The 14,686-nt window shown below is 64.6% G+C and carries 19 protein-coding genes; 12 read left to right on the top strand and 7 right to left on the bottom strand.

Annotated features, from left to right (window positions below):
• Nucleotides 1-79 precede the first annotated feature (79 nt).
• Both BRA471DRAFT_RS17775 and BRA471DRAFT_RS17770 read left to right on the top strand, forming a co-directional pair.
• A complete protein-coding gene (locus BRA471DRAFT_RS17775; protein ID WP_007609583.1) occupies nucleotides 80-544 on the top strand; it encodes a MarR family winged helix-turn-helix transcriptional regulator in 465 nt (154 codons plus the stop codon).
• A gap of 180 nt (nucleotides 545-724) precedes the next feature.
• A complete protein-coding gene (locus tag BRA471DRAFT_RS17770; RefSeq protein ID WP_007609582.1) occupies nucleotides 725-1,150 on the top strand; it encodes a hypothetical protein in 426 nt (141 codons plus the stop codon).
• 7 nt (nucleotides 1,151-1,157) lie between these two features.
• Here the strand turns inward: BRA471DRAFT_RS17770 and BRA471DRAFT_RS17765 are convergent, their stop codons facing one another.
• Nucleotides 1,158-1,775 (bottom strand): L,D-transpeptidase, encoded by a 618-nt coding sequence (locus BRA471DRAFT_RS17765; RefSeq protein ID WP_050992626.1) that lies wholly within the window; start codon nucleotides 1,773-1,775, stop codon nucleotides 1,158-1,160.
• A 355-nt stretch (nucleotides 1,776-2,130) separates the two neighbouring features.
• Between BRA471DRAFT_RS17765 and BRA471DRAFT_RS17760 the strand changes: the two genes are divergently transcribed.
• From BRA471DRAFT_RS17760 to BRA471DRAFT_RS17745, 4 genes are all read left to right on the top strand, one after another.
• Nucleotides 2,131-3,138, top strand: coding sequence for a hypothetical protein (locus tag BRA471DRAFT_RS17760; protein ID WP_007609565.1), 1,008 nt, complete (start codon nucleotides 2,131-2,133; stop codon nucleotides 3,136-3,138).
• Between the two features lie 377 nt (nucleotides 3,139-3,515).
• Nucleotides 3,516-3,746, top strand: coding sequence for a hypothetical protein (locus BRA471DRAFT_RS17755; protein WP_007591727.1), 231 nt, complete (start codon nucleotides 3,516-3,518; stop codon nucleotides 3,744-3,746).
• A gap of 92 nt (nucleotides 3,747-3,838) precedes the next feature.
• Entirely contained in the window at nucleotides 3,839-4,228 is a 390-nt protein-coding gene (locus tag BRA471DRAFT_RS17750) for a hypothetical protein (RefSeq protein WP_035974054.1), read from the top strand.
• Nucleotides 4,229-4,337: 109 nt separating this feature from the next.
• The gene (locus tag BRA471DRAFT_RS17745) at nucleotides 4,338-4,589 is read left to right on the top strand and encodes a hypothetical protein (RefSeq protein WP_007609563.1); all 252 of its coding nucleotides are present in this window, start codon (nucleotides 4,338-4,340) and stop codon (nucleotides 4,587-4,589) included.
• Nucleotides 4,590-4,602: 13 nt separating this feature from the next.
• Here the strand turns inward: BRA471DRAFT_RS17745 and BRA471DRAFT_RS17740 are convergent, their stop codons facing one another.
• The 5 genes from BRA471DRAFT_RS17740 to BRA471DRAFT_RS17720 all read right to left on the bottom strand — a co-directional run bounded on the left by BRA471DRAFT_RS17740 (nucleotide 4,603) and on the right by BRA471DRAFT_RS17720 (nucleotide 8,069).
• On the bottom strand, nucleotides 4,603-4,788 hold the full coding sequence (locus tag BRA471DRAFT_RS17740; protein WP_007609561.1) for a hypothetical protein: 186 nt from the start codon (nucleotides 4,786-4,788) through the stop codon (nucleotides 4,603-4,605).
• A gap of 176 nt (nucleotides 4,789-4,964) precedes the next feature.
• Nucleotides 4,965-5,246 (bottom strand): cell division topological specificity factor MinE, encoded by a 282-nt coding sequence (minE, locus tag BRA471DRAFT_RS17735; protein ID WP_007609560.1) that lies wholly within the window; start codon nucleotides 5,244-5,246, stop codon nucleotides 4,965-4,967.
• A complete protein-coding gene (gene minD, locus BRA471DRAFT_RS17730; protein ID WP_007591740.1) occupies nucleotides 5,243-6,058 on the bottom strand; it encodes a septum site-determining protein MinD in 816 nt (271 codons plus the stop codon). The genes minE and minD overlap by 4 nt, the downstream gene beginning before the upstream one ends.
• Before the next feature lie 19 nt (nucleotides 6,059-6,077).
• Nucleotides 6,078-6,776: a septum site-determining protein MinC gene (gene minC / locus BRA471DRAFT_RS17725; RefSeq protein ID WP_007609557.1), complete on the bottom strand. Its 699-nt coding sequence runs from the start codon at nucleotides 6,774-6,776 to the stop codon at nucleotides 6,078-6,080.
• A gap of 276 nt (nucleotides 6,777-7,052) precedes the next feature.
• Nucleotides 7,053-8,069, bottom strand: a complete 1,017-nt coding sequence (locus BRA471DRAFT_RS17720) for an ABC transporter substrate-binding protein (protein ID WP_007609555.1) — start codon at nucleotides 8,067-8,069, stop codon at nucleotides 7,053-7,055.
• A gap of 101 nt (nucleotides 8,070-8,170) precedes the next feature.
• On the opposite strand from BRA471DRAFT_RS17720, the gene BRA471DRAFT_RS17715 reads away from it, so the two are divergent.
• From BRA471DRAFT_RS17715 to BRA471DRAFT_RS17690, 6 genes are all read left to right on the top strand, one after another.
• The gene (locus BRA471DRAFT_RS17715; RefSeq protein WP_007609554.1) at nucleotides 8,171-8,818 is read left to right on the top strand and encodes a TetR/AcrR family transcriptional regulator; all 648 of its coding nucleotides are present in this window, start codon (nucleotides 8,171-8,173) and stop codon (nucleotides 8,816-8,818) included.
• An 84-nt stretch (nucleotides 8,819-8,902) separates the two neighbouring features.
• The gene (locus tag BRA471DRAFT_RS17710; protein WP_007609553.1) at nucleotides 8,903-9,673 is read left to right on the top strand and encodes an ABC transporter permease; all 771 of its coding nucleotides are present in this window, start codon (nucleotides 8,903-8,905) and stop codon (nucleotides 9,671-9,673) included.
• 30 nt (nucleotides 9,674-9,703) lie between these two features.
• The gene (locus BRA471DRAFT_RS17705; RefSeq protein ID WP_007609552.1) at nucleotides 9,704-10,741 is read left to right on the top strand and encodes an NAD(P)-dependent oxidoreductase; all 1,038 of its coding nucleotides are present in this window, start codon (nucleotides 9,704-9,706) and stop codon (nucleotides 10,739-10,741) included.
• Entirely contained in the window at nucleotides 10,728-11,549 is an 822-nt protein-coding gene (locus BRA471DRAFT_RS17700) for a GNAT family N-acetyltransferase (RefSeq protein WP_007609551.1), read from the top strand. Before BRA471DRAFT_RS17705 ends, BRA471DRAFT_RS17700 begins: the two co-directional genes overlap by 14 nt.
• Nucleotides 11,550-11,555: 6 nt before the next feature.
• Nucleotides 11,556-12,611, top strand: coding sequence for a dihydrodipicolinate synthase family protein (locus BRA471DRAFT_RS17695; protein ID WP_007609549.1), 1,056 nt, complete (start codon nucleotides 11,556-11,558; stop codon nucleotides 12,609-12,611).
• Complete coding sequence (locus BRA471DRAFT_RS17690) at nucleotides 12,599-13,381, top strand: ABC transporter ATP-binding protein (protein ID WP_035974051.1); 783 nt, start codon at nucleotides 12,599-12,601, stop codon at nucleotides 13,379-13,381. Before BRA471DRAFT_RS17695 ends, BRA471DRAFT_RS17690 begins: the two co-directional genes overlap by 13 nt.
• 140 nt (nucleotides 13,382-13,521) lie before the next feature.
• On the opposite strand, the gene BRA471DRAFT_RS17685 is transcribed toward BRA471DRAFT_RS17690, so the two are convergent.
• Nucleotides 13,522-14,613, bottom strand: coding sequence for a TRAP transporter substrate-binding protein (locus tag BRA471DRAFT_RS17685; RefSeq protein WP_007609547.1), 1,092 nt, complete (start codon nucleotides 14,611-14,613; stop codon nucleotides 13,522-13,524).
• Between the last annotated feature and the right edge of the window lie 73 nt (nucleotides 14,614-14,686).

Genomic DNA, 14,686 nt, shown 5'->3' with positions numbered 1-14,686 from the left:
GTTTGGATATTGCTCAGTATGCTGACTATCAGTATGCTTGTCAACGATCCCGGCCGTCCTGCGCCAACGGAGAAATTCGGTGAAAGACAACAACGACATGCCCGGACATCTTGCGCGCCGATTCCAGCAGATCGCGGTCGCGGTGTTTTTGGCCGAGGTTGGGGATGCCGGCTTCGACCTCACGCCGGTGCAATACGCCGCGCTCGCGACCATCAAGGCCAATCCGGGCCTAGACCAGGTGACGCTCGCAGGATTGATCGCCTACGACCGCACCACCATCACCGGCGTAATCGACCGTCTCGTGCAGAAGGGGCTCGCGGAGCGCCGCGCCTCGCGCCGCGACCGTCGTGCCCGCGAGCTCGAGATCACCGACAAAGGCCGCCGCACGTTGCGCAAGATCACGCCCGCCGTCGAATCCGCGCAACGCATCATGCTGCGCGGCCTCAGCGCAAAAGAAGGTGAGGATCTGATGCGCCTCCTGCACAAGGCCATCGCCGCCGGCAACGAGCTCAGCCGCGCCCCGCTGCGCGAGGTGCAGGCATAGAGCGTTTTCGAGCGAAGTGGACGCCGGTTCGCGTCAAGAAGACGCGCCAAGACAAAAAGCCCCCGTAATTCTACCAGTAATTGTCGCAGATCCGCGAAACCAGGAACTAACCTTCGGCTGTTACGGTCGGCGGCATTCGGCGTTTAACGCGCGATTAACTTTGCCGGTCTGGAGTTTCGGATGTTCAGGTTCCTCATTGCGGCGGCGATCGCGCTCTCGACCGCTCCGGCGCTCGCGAACGGCCATGGCGGCGGCGATGCCCCTCCTCCGCCGAAGCCCGCGACCTCACCGGCGAAGGTGATCCTGACCAAGCAGGGTCCGACGCTCGTCGACCTCAACGGCATGACGCTCTATTATTACGAGCGCGATACCACCGGCAAGACGTCGAACTGCAACGGCAAATGCGTCGAGAGCTGGGTTCCGCTATCCGCAACGGCCGATGCCAAGGCGATCGGCGACTTCACCGTGATCAACCGCAACGACGGCAGCAAGATGTGGGCATATCGCTATCGTCCGCTCTACACCTCGCCGGCCGACAAGGCGCCGGGCGAGGCCAACGGCAATGCCACGACGCTGCAATGGCGCGTTGCCCGTCCCGAGAACTAGGGCGACCTCACCCGCGCCAGCTGGGTCGCGCCTCGACTTGCGCGTTTTGTCCGGGCGGCAGCACCACGACCGTTGAATTGAGCTTCACCCGGTCATAGAGATCGATCACGTCCTCGTTGCGCATCCGGATGCATCCCGACGAGATCGCTTGCCCAATATATTCCGGCTGGTTGGTGCCGTGGATACGGTAGAGCGTGTCCTTGTTGCCGGCATAGAGATAGATGCCCCGCGCTCCCAGCGGATTGGCGGGGCCGCCGGGCACGCGCGCCGGATAGGGTCCGAGCCGCGCCTGGATATCCGCCGTCGGAACCCAGTCCGGCCATTCTGCAAGACGACCGACCCGCGCGACTCCGGAGAACGCCATGGCTTCCTCGCCGACCGCGACGCCGTAGCGGATCGCCTTGCCGTCGGGCAGCACGAAATAGAGATAGCGCGCATCGGTATCGACCAGGATCGTGCCCGGCTGCTCCTTGCGCGGATAATCGACGATGTGACGAAGATATTGCTCGGGCACGTTCGCCTGCGCGTACGGCGTATGCGCGAGCAACTGCCGGTCGCGCGGCGTCATGCTTGCGTCCGTCGATGGCGAAAGCGTCGTCTGCATGCAGCCGCCCAACGGAAGCATGGCAAGGACGAATAGAACGAATAAGGATCTTGGCACCGCCGGCCCCGATAGCGATAGCAGCACCCCCAGCGACCCCAGATGCTGCCAAAATCGTGCTGAAAACAAGGCATGGCGGAACAATTGCGCGTGTTTTCTGAGGCGGGTTCCATCACCACAAACGGCGCAAGAGCGTCGCACAGTCTCCATCCCCTCGCCTTGCTTTGGTCAAACCCGGCTGGACTCGTGCGTCATGTGCTTGGGCCTCGGGGAATTGGATGGGCTCACCTCACGGATCTGCTCGCGCGAATGCGGACGGCCAACACTTCAACTACTCAACACTTGGGCTTCAAAACACCCAGGCTTCAAAGGAGTTGCGATGCTCGCGACGCTGAACTCTCGGCAAATCGTCGATGAGATCGTGAAGGACACGGTCACGAACAACGACCCGCACGACGCCGTGCAGATTTCGCCTGACATCGTGCTGGCCTCGCGCCCTCTCAGCGTCGCGCCCGCGCTCGCGCCTGAGATCACGGCCCGTCGGGAAGCCAAGATAGATCCGGCGTTCGCGCTGAAGCCCAGAATGGATCCGGAGCCGAAGTTCAGTCCCGTCGCGGAGCCGCAGGCGGCAGCGCCCTCGGTCGACACCGCCGTGCGCGTCGCGGCCGATGATGGCCTCAGCCGTCAGAAGCGCTCCTCGGCTGGCAAATGGCTGCGTGGCGCGTTCGTCACGATGCTGTTTGCGGGCGGAAGCGCGGCCGCCACTGTCGCGTGGGAACAACATGGCGACACCGCAAGACAGATGCTCGCCGAATGGACGCCGGCATTGGCGTCGCTGCTGCCTTCGACCTCGCGGACGGCACCGGTCGCCGCCGCGCAGGCCGCGCCCCCTGCGGACCAGGCCGCAACGGACCAGGCTGCAACAGATCAAGCGGTCGATCAAGCTGCGGCTCCGCCTGCCACTCAGGTTGCAGCAGCGGTGCCCACGGCAACACAATCCGATCCTGTACAATCGGTGCAGTCGATGACGCGCGATCTCGCCGCGATGGCGCAACAGATCGAGCAGCTCAAGGCCAACATCGCCGAGTTGAAGGCAAGCCAGGAGCAGATGGCACGCGAGATGACGAAGCCGCCCGCGCCGAAGCCGGTGGCCGATGCGAAGCCGCGCGTCGATCCGCGCGCGCAAATGTCCGCGCTACCGCCGCGGCCCGCGGCCCCGCCGGTTCGCAAACCGAAGCCGGTCGTGTCGCACACCTACATGCCAGCTTATTCGCCCCCGCCGCCGCAGGCCGCGGCGGTCCCACCGCCAGCAGCCCCCGTGACGACGACCCAAGCCGTTGCCGACGACGACGGACCTGTCGTGCGCCCGCCAATGCCGCTGCGCTGAACGATCGCCACGCGATGACACGAAGCGTCGCGCCAGCGATGCTGTCCGAGTCGATGTGATGCGTTGACTCCGGATGACTACGGGGAGCGATGCTTCGATCGTTTTCGATCAAGAGAAAAGGCCGTCGGGATCTATGCCGGCGGCCTTCTCTTGCAGCTGCCGGTTCCCGGAGCCCGGTTCTGCTGCAATTCCATGCCTCATGATCATGCCGACATATTTAATAAAATCTTAACACGCTTGAATGTTGCACATCATTTCTGCGCCATAAGCACAGAGATTGCGCGCGCCGTTCATTCGATAAACATCGACTCAGTGGTACCATCGGTCATGTGTTGAATGTCGACCCTAAGCTCCATTCGTCATACCGGGGAATTCGGATGCCTTACTATTCCTTCGATCTCGTGGTTGGTGAAGAGTTCAAGAACCAGGGCGGTATCATCCTCGAAGACATCGAGGTCGCCTCCGATCGCGCCGTTCAATTGGCCACCGAGCTGTCGCAGGTGAAGCCCGAGCTGCAAAGCAAGGGTTGCGCTGTGCGCGTCACCGACCGCGATCACAAAGAGGTCTACCGCACGCCGCTCGATCCCGTGCCGGCCTGGCGGCGCTAACTCGACGGCCGGCTACGCGGCCGCACGCTATCCCCATTGCGGAGCGGCGCGCCAGCCGCTAGCCTTCCCGAAAATTCGGGGAGGTACCAAGGATGCGCACTGGTTTTCTGATGACGGCCCTGTTGCTGCTGGCGGCGCCGGCCCAGGCGGCCGACCATCCACGTTCGACCTATGTGACGTTGGTCTTGCAGGCCTTCGCCGCCAAGGTCGAATGTCCGGGCACCGATATCGTCTACCAGGATCTGGTGCAGAAGGCGGAGCAGATGCAGCTGCCCGAAGGCACCACCGAGAAGGTCCGCAAGGCGATCGCCTGGATGCACACCGGCGGCAAGATGGGCGAGAAGCAGGACGACGATCTGATGGCCGAGGTCGCAGTGGCCACCCAGGCGACCGACCTCAACCAACGCCGCCTCGGCATGCCCAGCTGGTGCGAGGCCCAGAAGACCAACCTCGCCGGCCTGATCCGCAGCAAGGGCGGCTAGCATGATCGCGCGGCGTTAAGCACGTCGCGCCGGAACTTTCGCTTCGGCCAATAATCGTCACAATTCTCGCCAGCATGCGGCTCTCTTCGAACTCGAACAGGGGAGCCCCATGCGGATCAACCATGTCCTCCTTGCCGTGGCGTTTGCCGTCGCCACCATGCTGACTGCGCCTGTGCTGGCGAAGAATTCCGACGCCCAGAAGGGCGAGGACAAATCGACCTCGTCGTCATCGTGCAGCGCCTATCAGCAGGCGCCGGACGGCTCGTGGGAGCCGCTCCCCTGCAAGGAGACGGGCGAGCGCTCCCAGCCGCAGACGCAGCATCGCACGTCGCCGCAGGGCACCGACCGAGGGGAGCGTTGAACGCGCGGGAGTGTCAGCTCTGGTGCGGACCGCGGATGATCTTCATCGCGTCGGCGATGTGACGCCACTCTTTGGCGTCATCGGCCTCGCCGCGGCCCTCGCAAGCCCTGGCCTGTTCGGCGGCCTTCGCGATCGCAGCAAAACCATGCTGTTCCAGCATCTGGCGCGCGACGGTGTGGACCTGGACCTCGGTCATCATGGGCGTTCTCCCGTTTGACGAAACCGCGGTGCATCGCGCCGCCGCGGGTCTTTCACAACGATTGAGCCCCGGACCTCGTTCCGCAGCGTTCACGTCGACGCGCAAAAGGCGGCCCGCTATGCCCAGCGGACCGCCTTTTCACCCACCCCAAATTTGAAGCGTCGCGGCCGAGGTCCCTACCCGGCCGCCGCGCGCCTGCGCTCGAAATCGTTGGGCACCTCGATGTCGACCTCGAGGGTCGAGACCTCGTCGCCGCGATCGAGTCGGACGATGACCTTGGTCGGGTCCAGCGTGACATGCCTGGAGACCACCGCGAGAATTTCCTCACGCAGCACACCGAGCAGATCGGGCTGGCCGCGCAGTCCGCGTTCATGAGCAAGCAGGATCTGCAACCGTTCGCGCGCGACGGGTGCAGAGGCCTTGTTGCCGCGGAGAAGCCGAAGCAGACCCATGCTCATGCGGCCCTCCGTCGCAGCAGGCGGTCCATGAAGCCCTTGCGCTCGGTCGGCACCTGCATCGGCACGGTGTCGCCGCACAGCCGCCGCGCCGCGTCGATATAGGCCCGCGCCGGGGCACCTTCGGCGTTCGACAGCGTCACGGGCGTGCCGACGTTGGAGGCGCGCAGCACGTCCTGGCTCTCCGGGATGATGCCGAGCAAGGGCGTTGCAAGAATTTCGAGGATGTCCTCGATGGTCAGCATCTCGCCGCGGGCTGCGCGCGAGGGATCGTAGCGGGTGATGAGAATGTGCTTCTCGACCCGCTCGCCCTTCTCGGCCCGCACCGTCTTGGAATCGAGCATGCCGATGATGCGATCGGAATCGCGCACCGAGGAGACTTCGGGATTGGTGACGATCACGGCTTCGTCGGCAAAGCGCATCGCCATGGAGGCGCCGCGCTCGATGCCGGCCGGGCTGTCGCAGATCACCCAGTCGAAACGGCTGCGCAGATCGTCGATGACCTTGCCCACGCCCTCTTCCGTCAGCGCGTCCTTGTCGCGGGTTTGCGAGGCCGGCAGCAGCCAGAGGTTCTCCAGCCGCTTGTCCTTGATCAGCGCCTGCGGCAGCTTTGCGACGCCCTGCACCACGTTGATGAGGTCGAACACCACGCGGCGTTCGGCGCCCATCACGAGGTCGAGGTTGCGCAAGCCGACGTCGAAATCGACGACCACGACCTTTTCGCCGCGTTGCGCGAGCGCAGCCCCCAGTGCGGCGGTCGTCGTCGTCTTGCCGACGCCCCCCTTGCCTGACGTCACGACCAGTACCTTGGCCATCTCTGAAATCTCCTTCTGGTCAGTTCAGCGCAGTAATTCGCATGGTGTTGCCCTGCAGCCAGGCTTGGGCCGGCTTGCCGCGCAGGGCCGCGTCGATATCGTCGGCGGTCTGGTAAAAGCCATCGATTGCAAGCAGTTCGGCCTCGATCTTCTGACAATAGATGCGTGCGCTCGTGTGCCCGTTCACGCCCGCCATGGCGCGGCCGCGCAGCGCGCCGTAGATGTGAATGGAGCCGCCGGCGACGACCTCGGCGCCGGAGCCGACCGAGCCCAAGATGGTGACGTCGCCTTCGGGGAAGATCACGGTCTGGCCCGACCGCACCGGGCTTTCGAGCAGCAAGGAGGTCGGCTTGGTCTCGACCTTCGCCTCGGGCTTCTTCGGAGCGCTCGGTTCGATGACGCAGCTCCGCCCGCCCGAAAGTAGCGGCGGCATCATGGGGGTCAGCCGGCCCTCCTCCACGCCTTCGATCCCGAGCACGCGGATGTTGCGGTCCTGAAGGCTGGTGAGCAGATGGCCGATGCCGGATTGGCTGAGATCGACCGAGGACAGGTCGATCACCACGGGGCGGCCGGCAAAGAAGCCCGGCGAGCGCGCGATGGTGGTGTCGATCTCCTGCAGCCAGTCCTGGATGGGAACCGTCGGCACGAACACGAAGGCCACATAGGAGCGCCCGCGCAGGCGAACCATTTGGCGTTGAGGTTTTACTGCAGCCTCCATAGCGGCCGACTCGTTCCCTGTTATTGAATGGTTAACGATGCCGCCGATATGGTTAATGGCCGGTTAATTTCTCCGTGGGGTTACGTGGGGTGGAAGCGTGCCAGGGGCGTTGAGCAGGCGCTCTCGCCCCGCAAAACGGTCATCGCCCGCGAAGGCGGGCGATCCAGTACTCCGAGACGGTTGTGGGTCAGCCGATAGGCTGCGGCGTACTGGATGCCCCGGTCAAGCCGGGGCATGACAGCGGAATGTGGGGCCGGCGCGGCGACCAGCAGCCCCCTACTTCTTCACCTTGCTCGCGTCCATCTTGATGGCGGGATCCAGCATCCTGGTCGTGAACGCCGTCGTGACGTCGAACGGCTTCTCCATGCCGAGATAGGTCTGGACCAGCTCGTAGTCCTTCTTCATCCGCTCGCCGTCGATCCAGCCGAGCGCCTTCGTCGTCGTGAATTCGTCCGTCATCAGGAATTTGATGCGCTCCCACTGGCGCTCCTGGTTCTCCTTGTCGAGACCGGAGACCTGATCGAGCAGCGCCTTCAGGCAGGGCGCGGCGTCGGCGACGCAAGTCGCGAAGGCCTTTTGCGTGACCCGCACGAACTCCTCGACCAGCTTCGGGTTCTTCTGCAGATAGGCACCGTTAACGATCAACGAATTGCCGTAAGGATTGAGCCCAATGTCTTTCCAATTGACGTAGCCGAGATCGGCTCCGAACTCGATGACCTTCAAATCGTGCTCATTGTAGAAGTCGCTGATGATGTCGACGGTATGGCTCTTCAGCGCGGCGATCTTCGCCGTCGGCCCGACATTGACGAAGCCGACCGAGTCGGGCGCAAGCCCTGCAGCCTTGGCGAAGGCCGGCCACATCACACGCGAGGCGTCCCCGGGCGGATTGCCGATCTTGTGGCCGGCAAAATCCTTCACCCCGTTCACGCCGTAGCTCTTCAGCCAGTAGAAGGTCTGTCCGGTGTTGGCGTAGACGCTCATCACGGCAACGGCGTCAGCCCCCTTGCTCTTCGCGACCAGCATGGTGGCGAGATCGGCGACGCCGAAGGGCGAGCCGCCGGAGCCGACCTTGGCGGCGGAGACGCCGGAGCCCTTGCCGACCTCGATGGTCAGATCGATGCCCGCCTTCTCGTACCAGCCTTGCGCCTTGGCGTAATAATAGGGCGAGTGATCGGCCGTCGGTGCCCAGTTCAGGATCAGATTGACCGCCTCGCCCGCGGTCGCGGGCACGACTGGTGATCCGAGCATCAGGGCCACAGCCAGGGCCGAGCCCGCCGCCTGCAAACGCTTCATTGCATCTCTCCTCATTGCCCGCGACCCGGCTTGTCGCTCTCCCCCTGTGAGGATACCAATGCAACAAGGCCGCCCTCCACTTGTCAACTGTTTGGTTGGAAATGCCCGCAAAACGTTCAGGCGACACCGTGCCGCAGCGGCGCGACCCGGTCGCCACCCGCAAGAAGCTGCTCACCGCGGCGCGCGAGGAGTTCGCCCGGCACGGCTTTGCCGGTGCCCGCGTCGACGAGATCGCGGAGCGCGCCGGCGTCAACAAGCAGCTCGTCTACCATTACTTCGGCGACAAGGATGCGCTCTATCTTGCTGTCCTCGAATGGGTTTACGCCGATATTCGCGAACAGGAGCGCCAGCTCAATCTCGAAGGCCTGCCGCCGGAAAAGGCGATCCGGAAACTGATCGAGGCCTCGTTCGATTACCTCGCGGCGAACCCCGATTTCATCGTGCTTCTGAACGACGAGAACCGCGGCGGTGCCCGCCACGTCCGCGGCTCGACGCGGCTGGAGGCGATGCATTCGCCGCTGGTGAAGAGCGTGTCCCACATCCTTCACGAGGGTGTCCGCGCCGGCATGTTCCGCAAGGGGATCGACCCGATCCAGCTCTATATCTCCATCGCGGGCCTCAGCTATTTCTATCTCTCGAACACGCCGACGCTGTCGGCGATCTTCGGCAAGGACCTGTCGAGCCGGGCCGCGCGCCGCGCCCGCCGTCGGCACGTCGCCGATCTCGTGCTGCATTCGCTCCGGCCGTAATCAACCAACTGGTTGAAACTTCGTTCGAGGCCGGTTAGGCTTGGCGACCAGCGGCAAGGTGGCCGCTGCAACAGGGAGCAACCGGTGACAGGAGACGGCGCCCGCAATACGCGCAGCTTTGCGATCGTCCTGATCGTGCACCTCGCAGTGCTCGTGCTCTGGCAGGTCCTGGTCGATGCCTTCCACGTGCCGAAGTTCATCCTGCCCTCGCCGCTCGCGACAATCCAGACGCTGGGAACCGCGAGCTACGCCTGGGGCGCCAATACGCTGGTGACGGCGATCGAGATCCTCGGCGGCTTTGCGCTCGGCGCCTTCGTCGGCGTCGCGTTGGCCGTCATCTTCAGCTGGGCACCGTTGATCAGCCTCGTGCTGCTGCCGCTGTTCGTCACGCTGAACATGATCCCGAAGGTCGCGCTCGGCCCGCTCCTCATCGTCTGGTTCTCCTACGGCATCGTGCCGAACATCCTGATCGCCTTCAGCATCTGCTTCTTCCCGATCCTGCTCACCACCGCGCGGGGCTTGCGCGAGGTCGAGCCGGATCTGCTCGACCTCGTCAAATCGCTGCGCGGCTCGCGCTGGACGCTGTTCCGCAAGATCCAGCTGCCGGGATCGCTGCCTTACATCTTCTCCGGCATGAAGGTCGGCGCCATCCTCGCGGTCGCCGGCGCCATCGTCGGCGAGTTCATCGCCTCCGAGCGCGGGCTCGGCTACCTCATGATCCAGGTGCAGTCGTCGCTCGACACGCCCGCGATGGTGATGGCAGTCGTGCTGCTGACGCTGCTCGGCGTCGCGCTTTACGGCTTCGTGCTCGTCCTCGAACGCATGTTCGTGGTCGGTGACGCAACACCGACTTGAACGGCAAAGCCAAGACCAAGGACCACAACCATGCTGCTCACCCGCCAGACGCTGCCGAAGACCATCCCTGATATCGCTGCGCTCGACGATCTCCTGTGCCGGCCGACGCAGGCATTGATCGACGACCTCGCCAAGGTCGAGGGCGACATCATGATCCTCGGCGTCGCCGGCAAGATGGGGCCCACGCTGGCGGGGCTTGCCAAAGCCGCAGCGCCCGATCGCCGCGTCATCGGCGTCGCCCGCTTCAGCGACGCCGGCGTCAAGGACTGGCTGCACGCGCGCGGCGTCGAGACCATCAATTGCGACCTGATGGACGAGACCGCGATGCAGGCGCTGCCGAAGGCGCCCAACATCGTCTTCATGGCCGGCCGCAAATTCGGCGCGGAGGGCGATCTGTCGCTGACCTGGGCGATGAATGCGCATGTGCCGGCGCTGGTCGCACAGGCCTTCCCGTCGTCGCGGATCGTGGCGTTCTCGACCGGCTGCATCTATCCTTTTGTCCCCGTCGACGGCAAAGGCTCGCGCGAGGACATGGCGCCAAACCCGCCCGGCGAGTACGCCCAGTCGTGTGTCGGCCGCGAGCGCATGTTCGAGTATTTTTCGCGCAAGTTCGGAACGCCCGGGCGGCTGTTCCGCCTCAACTACGCGATCGACATGCGCTATGGCGTGCTCCACGACATCGCATCGAAGGTGCTCACGGGCACGCCGATCGACGTCAGCATCGGCCATGTCAATTTCATCTGGCAGGGCGATGCCTCGTCCCAGGCGCTGCGCTGTCTCGCGCATTGCACGGCGCCGACTTCGCCGATCAATGTCAGCGGCCACGAGATCTTGGCGGTGCGCGACCTCGCAGCGAGATTCGGCGCGAGGTTCGGCCGTGCGCCGGTGCTGACGGGAAACGAAGAGCCGACGGCGTGGCTGACCGACACGTCCAAGGCCGTCGAGCTGTTCGGCCTGCCGGTCGTCGACACCGAGCAGCTGATCGCCTGGACCGCGGATTGGGTGTCCCGCGCCATGCCGAGCCTCGGCAAGCCCACCAAATACGAGGTGCGCGATGGACGCTACTGACGCTCCGGCCATCATCAAGCTCGGCGTCGACGATGCGATCGCCGGGCTCATGCTGTCGACGGAAGCACACTGGAACCAGACCGAGGAGGACTGGCGCATCTTCCTGCGCGATGGAATCGTGTTCGGCATTCGCGACGGCAGACGGCTGGTGGCAACCGCGGCCCTGCTGCCCTACTCCAGCAAAAACGCCTGGATCAGCATGGTGCTGGTATCAGGCACCCATCGCCGCCGCGGCCTTGCAACGCGCCTCGTCGATGCCTGCCTGGAAACCGCCCGCAGGAACGGCCTGACGAGCTGGCTCGACGCAACACCCGACGGTGCTGCCGTCTATGGGCCGCTCGGGTTCACGCCGACCCTGCAATTGCGCCGCCTCAGGCTGGTGAAATCACCTTCCGCGTCCGGGCAGGCCCCTTCATCCGCGACGCTCGACGCGCTCTGCGCGCGTGACCGGCGCGCCACGGGCCTCGATCGAACCGCCCTGCTCTCCAACTTCGCGCAGCGTCCCGGCTCACGCATCGTCTCCGCGAACGGCGCCATCGCGCTGGTGCGCGACGGACGCACCGCCCGCCACATCGGCCCGCTGTTGGCCGACGACGCGGCAGCCGCGCTGACCCTGGTCGATGCCATCGCGCGATCGGAGACCGGGCCGCTGCTGCTCGACGCCGTCGCGTCGCAGGCCGCGTTCCCTGACGGATTGACCGCATCGGGCTGGAGCATCGAACGGCCCTTTCAGCGCATGCGGTTCGGCCCCGCCAAAGCCACGGGTGAGGACATGCCATTCGCCGTCGCCGGCCCTGAATTCGGATAGGACATCATGCACCACAGTCAGATCAACAGCGAGATCCGCAAGCTGATCGCCGACGGCACCGTGCTGCCGGCACATCCCCTCGCGCTCACCGCCGAACGCCAGCTCGACAAAAAGCATCAGCGCGCGCTGACGCGCTATTACATCGACGCCGGCTCCGGCGGCCTCGCGGTCGGCGTGCACACCACGCAGTTTGCGATCCGAGACGTCGGCCTCTATCGTCCCGTGCTCGAGCTCGCCGCCGAGACGGCGGCGAACTGGACCAAGCGTCCGCTGGCGCTGGTCGCGGGCCTCGCCGGTCCGACCAGGCAGGCGGTCACGGAAGCCCGCACCGCGCGCGACATCGGCTATCACGCGGGGCTCCTCAGCCTCGCCGCGATGAAGGGCGCGTCCGAAGACGAGATCATCGCGCATTGCGCAGCGGTCGCAGCCGAGATTCCGCTGGTCGGCTTCTATCTTCAACCGGCCGTCGGCGGCGTCGTCCTGTCGAGCCGGTTCTGGCAACGCTTTGCCTCGATCGACAATGTCATCGCGATCAAGATCGCGCCGTTCAACCGCTACCGCACTCTTGATGTTCTGCGCGGCGTCGCGGCCGCCGGCGCGCTCGACCGCGTTGCGCTCTATACCGGCAATGACGACCACATCCTGCTCGATTTGATGCTGCCGTTCGACCTCCGCGACAACGGAATCACCACGCGCACTTATTTCAAGGGCGGCCTGCTCGGCCATTGGTCGGTGTGGACGGCGAGCGCGATCAACCAATTCGAGCGCTGCAAGGCGGCGCGGCACAAGGACAGTGTGCCGGCCGATTTGCTCGCGCTCGATGCCCGCGTCACCGATTGCAACAGCGCATTCTTCGACGTCGCCAACGATTTTCACGGCTGCATCGCCGGCTGCCATGAGGTGCTGCGACGGCAGGGCCTGATGCAGGGCCTGTGGTGCCTCGATCCGAACGAGGGCCTCAGCCCCGGCCAGAAGGACGAGATCGAGCGCGTGTACCGCGAGCATTCCGACCTCAGCGACGACGCGTTCGTGGCCGCAAACTTGGATAAATGGCTGGCATGAGCTCAAACCCCTTCATCAGCCTGCAAGGCGTCCGCAAGGTCTATCGCAGCGGCGGTGCCGAAGTCCTGGCGGTGTCCGACGTCACGATGGACGTGCAGGAGGGTGAGCTGGTCTCGCTGGTCGGGCCTTCCGGCTGCGGCAAGACCACGGTGATCAAGATTCTGGCCGGGCTGCATGGCGCCGACGGCGGCACCGTGAAGATCGGCAATGCCAAAAGCCCGTTCGATCCGACCCGCGACATCGGCATGGTGTTCCAGCAGGCGCTGCTGCTGAAATGGCGGACGATCCTGGACAACGTGCTGCTGCCGGCGGAGATCGTCGGGCTGCCGATGAAGGCCGCGCGCGAGCGGGCGCGCGATCTGCTCAATCTGGTGGGGCTTGCCGGCTACGAGCAGAAATATCCGCGAGAGCTCTCCGGCGGCATGCAGCAGCGCACCGCGATCGCGCGCGCCTTCATTCACGACCCGAAACTGATCCTGATGGACGAGCCGTTCGGTGCGCTCGACGCCTTGACGCGCGAGCAGATGAATCTGGAGATGCTGCGGATCTGGCGCGAAAGCGGCAAGACCATCATCTTCATCACGCACTCGATTCAGGAGGCCGTGTTCCTGTCCTCGCACTGCGCCGTGCTGACAGCGGGTCCGGCGAAGATGGCCGATTATTTCCCGATCGACCTGCCCTTCCCGCGGGCTCTACCGCTCAAGACGACGGATGCGTTCGGCGCCTATGCACGGCGGATCTATGCGAAGTTAGGCCTCAGCACGGCGTAAGGTTTCATGAATCGGTAGCCCGGATGGAGCGCAGCGCAATCCGGGGCGGTGCCGTTGACGTGCGAGCCCCCGGATTACGCTTGCGCTCCATCCGGGCTACGAAAGCCGGGCGCGGCGTGAGCACCGCGCCCCTGTTGCGATCAGGTCTTGTTGCGCATCTTGCCGAGCAGGTAATTGTCGTAAAAATTCTCCGCGATCTGCGTGTAGAACAGCAGCTCCCTCATATAGGCGTCGTGGCTTTCCTTGGTGCGCTTGAACAGGTCGTTCTTGGTAGCGAGCTCGTTCAGGTGCTCCTGAGTCGCGCTGTAACAGGCCTCCAGCACCGGCTGCGGAAACGCCTTCAGCTCCGCGCCATTGGCGATCAGCCGCTTCAGCGCCGCCGGATTCACGCTGTCGTATTTCTCGAGCATCCAGGCGCCCGCGGCCGACGCGGCCTGATTGACGATCGCCTGGTACTGCTTCGGCAGCGACGCCCACTTCTCGTCGTTGACGATCATGTGCAGCATCGCGCCGCCCTCCCACCAGCCCGGGAAGTAGTAGTATTTGGCGACCTTCTGGAAGCCGAGCTTTTCGTCGTCATAGGGGCCGACGAATTCGACCGCGTCGATCGTGCCCTTCTCAAGCGCCGGATAGATGTCGCCGCCCGCGATCTGCTGTGGGACCACGCCGAGCCGCGCCAGCACATGACCGCCCATGCCGGCGATGCGGAATTTCAGGCCCTTGAGATCGTCGACGGTCTTGATCTCCTTGCGGAACCAGCCGCCCATCTGGGTGCCGGAATTGCCGCAGAGGATGGCATGCGCCTTGAACGGCTTCAGCGCCTCGTTGGTGAGGTCGGCGCCGCCGCCGAAATGCCACCAGGACTCCTGATGGCGATGGTTCATGCCGAACGGCGCGCCCGTCGCATAGGCCAGCGCCGGCTCCTTGCCGATGTAGAAATAGAGCGGAGTCTGCGCCATGTCGACAGAGGCTGTGCTGACGGCATCGAGCGCCTGCAGGCCGGGGACGAGCTCGCCGGCCGCAAAGGTCTGGATCTGGAATTTGTTGTCGGTGGCCTCGGCAACATATTTCGCGAAAGTCTGAGCGGTGCCGTAGATGGTGTCGAGCGATTTCGGGAAGCTCGACGTCAGGCGCCATTTGATCTCCGGCGCGCTCTGCGCGATCGCAGGTGCAGCAACCAGCGTCGTCGCGCCGGCAACCGCGCCGCCCTTGAGGAATGTACGGCGTTTCATGATGGGTCTCTCCCTGAATTATGTTTCAATGTATCGGCTTGAAGGCGACCTCGCTGTCCCTATAGCGGAGTCC

Origin of the sequence: Bradyrhizobium sp. WSM471 (genome assembly GCF_000244915.1) — a bacterium.
In the GTDB taxonomy this organism is placed as follows: Bacteria; Pseudomonadota; Alphaproteobacteria; order Rhizobiales; family Xanthobacteraceae; genus Bradyrhizobium.
This window is presented reverse-complemented; position numbering and strand designations above follow the sequence as displayed.